This window comes from Microcoleus sp. OTE_8_concoct_300 (assembly GCF_031383065.1).
In the GTDB taxonomy this organism is placed as follows: Bacteria; Cyanobacteriota; Cyanobacteriia; order Cyanobacteriales; family Microcoleaceae; genus Microcoleus.
Map to the genome: position 1 here is coordinate 1 of NZ_JANMZH010000093.1, position 5,109 is coordinate 5,109.

Annotated in this window: 4 protein-coding genes; 2 read left to right on the top strand and 2 right to left on the bottom strand. The window is 44.3% G+C overall.

What is annotated here, in order from left to right:
• Positions 1-177 precede the first annotated feature (177 nt).
• Positions 178-1,191, bottom strand: a complete 1,014-nt coding sequence (locus ACUVJL_RS04435; RefSeq protein WP_445244745.1) for a Gfo/Idh/MocA family protein — start codon at positions 1,189-1,191, stop codon at positions 178-180.
• Positions 1,192-1,785: 594 nt separating this feature from the next.
• Between ACUVJL_RS04435 and ACUVJL_RS04440 the strand changes: the two genes are divergently transcribed.
• The gene (locus ACUVJL_RS04440) at positions 1,786-2,088 is read left to right on the top strand and encodes a ferredoxin (protein WP_445244746.1); all 303 of its coding nucleotides are present in this window, start codon (positions 1,786-1,788) and stop codon (positions 2,086-2,088) included.
• Positions 2,089-2,624: 536 nt separating this feature from the next.
• Complete coding sequence (locus tag ACUVJL_RS04445; protein WP_445244747.1) at positions 2,625-2,924, top strand: ferredoxin; 300 nt, start codon at positions 2,625-2,627, stop codon at positions 2,922-2,924.
• A gap of 240 nt (positions 2,925-3,164) precedes the next feature.
• Here the strand turns inward: ACUVJL_RS04445 and ACUVJL_RS04450 are convergent, their stop codons facing one another.
• Positions 3,165-4,820, bottom strand: coding sequence for a SpoIID/LytB domain-containing protein (locus tag ACUVJL_RS04450; RefSeq protein ID WP_445244748.1), 1,656 nt, complete (start codon positions 4,818-4,820; stop codon positions 3,165-3,167).
• Positions 4,821-5,109: the final 289 nt, after the last annotated feature.

Below are 5,109 nucleotides of genomic sequence, written 5' to 3' on the forward strand. Positions count from 1 at the left end.
GAGATTTTGTGGCGGTTTATCAAATATGAATGGCTGGAAATAGATGCCTATTCTAGCTGGCAATCTCTTGTTTCATCTGTCGAAAAAATTCTTAAAGAATTTGGAGATAATTATGTAATTAATTTTGCTTAACTACTTATACATAGCATAAAAAACGCTTTATTGCCTCAGTCCTATTTATAAATTGCTAAGGGCTACATTTTGCCCAGCCTCACTCGAGATCCTCGCAGCATCTGCCACCTTCAAAGCGTACAAACTACTGGCATTATTCACGTACAAAGGCGTACAGTTTAACAAATATTCCAATACCATATCGGTGTCTTTGGCAAACAAGCCGCGCCGCGTTCCCACTTCGATCACTCGCCGATTTTCTCCCTGAATTAATTGACCGGATTCAGGCGTAAAAACCAGGTTTCCTGCTTCACCGTAGATAGTAAAAACGTTTTCCGACTGCCAAAAAGTCTCTCCTTTTCCGTAAACAGTTTCAGCGACAAGGCCATTGGCAAAGCGCAACTGTGCATTGCACAAACAAGCTTTGTATAAATCCGGCTGAGTGTCCCAAAATTGAGCTTGACAGTTAACGCTTGTCACTTCCCCGAACAAATCGGTAAATCGGTGCAGTCGCGAAATTGCACCAACTAACGGAAACCCAAAGAGGGAAGGTTGATAAGTCCACCGCTGCGGCGCTGGATGTTTAGGAGTAATAGTAACGTAGCGGGCGTAAAAAACTTTACCGACTAATGGCAAAGATTCTTTGATTGCTTGGTGTAAACCGCCTAACAGTTCGATGTGTTCGATGTGGAGGAGTTTTTGCTTTTGGGTGGCAAGGGCGATCGCCATTTCTGCTTCAGATACGTCTAAAGATAGAGGATATTCGACCACAACGTGCTTGTCATTTTCTAGCGCCGCCAGGACAATTGCCCCGTGATCCCGGTTCACCGTACAGACGATTACCAAATCTAAATCGTCTCTTTCTACCAGCTTGCGCCAAGAAACCGCAGCTTCGGCCCCGAACCCCTGACAAAATGCTGCGGTTTTCTCCGGGCTGTGGCCCGCAACTGCTACCAAGTTCCATCGCCCATCAGCTTGAACCGTCTGGGCCCTCAACTTAGCCGCAAAACCAGTACCCACAATCCCCACGCGAATTGGAGAATTAACCGAAAAACCAGAGCGAGTATTAATCAGAGTCATAGGATTTTAGATTTTAGATTTTAGATTTTAGGTAAGTAGGTAAGGGAAAAAAAACCATAATATCCTGTAGGGTCTTGTAGGGGATCGAAAGCGCCAAGGATCTATACTAAGAGCCAGTTTATGGGCGCAAAACCCGGCTGCCACCTTATGTTTATTTGTACCCACTTACTTAGTTACAGACTTGCGTTGCAGGGGTTTAGGGTTCCATCGCCCAGATTTTAGGCGGCAGGGACTTGGCGCAAGCTGCCAGTCTTGCTGAAACTCGTCAGACACACCGCATACCAACAACCCGGTTTTTGTGCTGTACGACTCAAAACAGGATTTTTCTCACAAACCGGGTTGTTTTGCGCAAGTCGGGCAGCAACAGTATCGCACCGCTGACCCCAACATAGGTATAAGTAATCAAGATGAAATTAGAAAAAGTTATAACTAATCCCATTCAAATTTTTTGTAAATGAGTGTTGCAACCTTGCTTCTTTCCCCTACTATCATAGAGGGAACAAACCTAAGAGCTAACCTCAAAGCTAATAGAGCCTTGAAGGTTGCATTAGGAAAAATTATCAATATTGTTGAATTTTTGAGAGGATTTAGTGCATGGCAACAGCTTACAAAGTTACCCTCATCAACGAAGCCGAAGGACTTAACACGACCATTGAGGTTCCAGATGATCAGTACATTCTTGATGCTGCTGAAGAACAAGGAATCGACCTCCCCTCCTCTTGCCGCGCTGGAGCTTGCTCCACCTGCGCCGGCAAACTCCAAGACGGCGAAATTGACCAATCCGACCAATCTTTCTTGGACGACGACCAAATGGAGGCCGGATATGTCCTCACGTGTGTTGCCTATCCTAGGTCTGATTGTACGATCATAACTCACCAAGAAGAAGAGCTGTACTAAGAAAGGACGCTCCGCGCAATACCTTAAGAAACCGGGTTTCTCGTTTCCAGAATTAAGCTGAAATACGGCAATTATGTTAAGAAACCGGGTTTCTGTGTCTAAGACTGAAACAAGCCGCCAGGAGTCTGTCACTCCCAGCTATAAATTCCTAACTCTTTGAGCAGATAGCTGACCAAATAATTTTAGATTTTAGATGGCAGATTTTAGATTAACTGTGAAACCAATCTAGAATCCAAAGTCTAAAATCTAAAAGTTTTACGACTGATATTTAGTCTCGCGTTGCGCGGAGGAAAGTTTGTGTAGTGCCGATGATTTAAATCGCCGACTTTAGTAGGTATAAGTAATCAAGATGAAATTAGAAAAAGTTATAACTAATCCCATTCAAATTTTTTGTAAATGAGTGTTGCAACCTTGCTTCTTTCCCCTACTATCATAGAGGGAACGAACCTAAGACCTAACCTCAAAGCTAATAGAGCCTTGAAGGTTGCATTAGGGAAAAGTATCAATATTGTTGAATTTTTGAGAGGATTTAGTGCATGGCAACTTACAAAGTTACCCTCATCAACGAAGCCGAAGGGCTTAACCAGACCATTGACGTTGATGAAGATACTTACATTCTCGATGCTGCGGAAGAAAAAGAACTCGATCTACCCTACTCTTGTCGCGCTGGTGCTTGCTCCAGCTGCGCCGGCAAAATCATATCAGGCACAGTTGACCAATCCGACCAATCTTTCTTGGACGACGACCAAATCGAGGCCGGATATATCCTCACCTGCGTCGCCTATCCTAAGTCTGACTGCACGATAGAAACTCACAAAGAAGAAGAGCTGTACTAAAAAGGGGGCCGTCAGCCATCTGCTCTAACTCCAAGCTATTGATTAATAGCAGTTTGAGGCGATAGCTGACCGAATAATTTTAGATTTTAGATGGCCGATTTTAGATTAACTGTGAAACCAGTCTAGAATCCAAAGTCTAAAATCTAAAAGTTTTACGACTAATATTGAGTTTCTGAGAGAGGGACGAAAGTTTGTGTAGTGGCGATGGAAATCGCCAACTCTTAGGCCGACTCCGATCAACTATTCGCGCCAAAATGTAATTGCATCGCTGAGGGGTACAACTTGAGCGCCAGGAAAATAAAAGCCCAGAATTCGAGATCCATTCCAGCCCAAATTAGCTAAATTGTAAGAACCAGTCTGACTCATTCCCACCCCGTGTCCGAAACCGCCTCCGACAAAAGCATAACCGTTGAGAGTTTTGTCTGGATTGTAAATTGGTTCTAGGTAAAAAAGCGTGCTAATCGGCGGGTAAAAAGCATTGCGAATCTCGTCTTTGTCGATATCAATGGGGCCTAAGTCAGTTTGAACCTTCATTTGCAAAACTCGACCTGCAGGCGACCTTTCCACCACTTGCACCTGAGTGAGAGTTTTAAAATTAGCCAGGGGGTGCTGTTTTTTCTGAAGATACTGTTTGAGAAATCCACCAATTGCCGTCAAAGAAGCTTGTTCGCGCCACCGAAACGTTTCTTCTTTTTCCTCATTAAACCCTTTTTCCAAACTGATAAAGCGGCGGAAATTGTTTTCGTCAGACAAACTCTGCTTCGACAAATCCCAAACATTATTAGGCGAATCGACGATCGATCGCAAATATGGACGTTCCGGGCCCTGCCACACATCGTTAAAAGAGGCTGTGACGCCGCCGCTAGACGCGGAATAGAGCGCGTCTACTAGCTGATTTTGATAAGTTAGCACCAAACCGCTCGTTTGGGCGATCGCCTTATCACTTTGCGGATAAACCTCAGTCAAACCCTTATAAACTTGACAGTTAACATCAGCGCACAACTCATAATTATCCACAGCAAACCGGCGCAAATTTCTCAGGGCGTAGGTTCTCGCTAAAATAGTTTGAGCGACAATCGCAGCGTAAGGCGAAAAAGCCCCAATTTCGTGAGGAACAACACCCCGCAAATAAGTTTCGGTCAGCACTTTATTTACCAAAGTATAAGTGCCGTAAGCATTTTTTTGCAGGTGCAAACTGCCGCCATAACGGTGAGTTTGTTGAATTGCTTTTTCTGGTTCAGTAGCTGTCGCCTCTTGGGTGGTTTGTTCAAATACCTCAATCACATTTTTCCCTGCAGTCACATCCAACTCATTGCGGTTGAAACGAAAGCCGTTTAAAACCCAAAATGCTTGGGGTATTTGTTTAAAAACTTTGGAATCCAAAAAAGCTGTTTTGTTCCCTTGATCTTGCAAACTTTGCAACAGCCAGCGCCGCACCAAAGGAGAGTTGTAAGTATCTCTTTTCGCCCAAACTTGCCAGCGAAAAGGTTGAGCAATTTCTACATCAATTCCCTTAGCCCGCCACTGATTGGCGCTGTCTTCCGCACTCTCGAAACTGCGGTGAGAACTTAGTACCACTCGTTCTTCTACTGCCGGCGTTTCCAGCGGTTTCGGGGCTATTTCTAACTTGACGCTAGCAGCAGTTTTGGTTTCTATGCCTTGAGGAGTTTTGTAACGCAAAGTTAAGCTGTCGCCCGGTAATGCTTTCAGCGTCAGTTTGTCGGTTGCTTTCGTGCCAAACCGCTGCACCACGCCGATTTTGATGGGTCTATTTTGGGGAGTTTGGGCGTATGCCGCAGCGCCCAAAAGGGGCAACAGGCACAATGCGGTGAAAACAGTGCTAGAAATGCAGCTAAACCATTTGTAATGGGGAGTTGGAGGTGCTTGAGGGAACACAGTTATCTATCTCCCGATAGTTGAAATTTGGGGATTTTTGATTGTACGTTAGCACATTTGGCAGCTGCTACAGGGGAATTCCGGAAGAGAGGCTGGTTTAGTTGCCGGAATCCTGTTAAGTCATATCGTTTCCGGTTGCACCCGCGACATGATAAGCTGTTCGACATCTAAACTGCATTAACTAAGTTACCTTTATTTTTTATTTTTCGGTTCCATTTCATAATTAGTCCTCCTTCATTTAACAGTTTATGTAACAGTGCTTCTAGTTTTTCAATGGATTCAAATAATC

Coding starts and splice junctions, on each gene's coding strand:
- ACUVJL_RS04435 (WP_445244745.1), bottom strand. CDS start 1,191: ATGACTCTGATTAATACTCGCTCTGGTTTTTCGGTTAATTCTCCAATT.
- ACUVJL_RS04440 (WP_445244746.1), top strand. CDS start 1,786: ATGGCAACAGCTTACAAAGTTACCCTCATCAACGAAGCCGAAGGACTT.
- ACUVJL_RS04445 (WP_445244747.1), top strand. CDS start 2,625: ATGGCAACTTACAAAGTTACCCTCATCAACGAAGCCGAAGGGCTTAAC.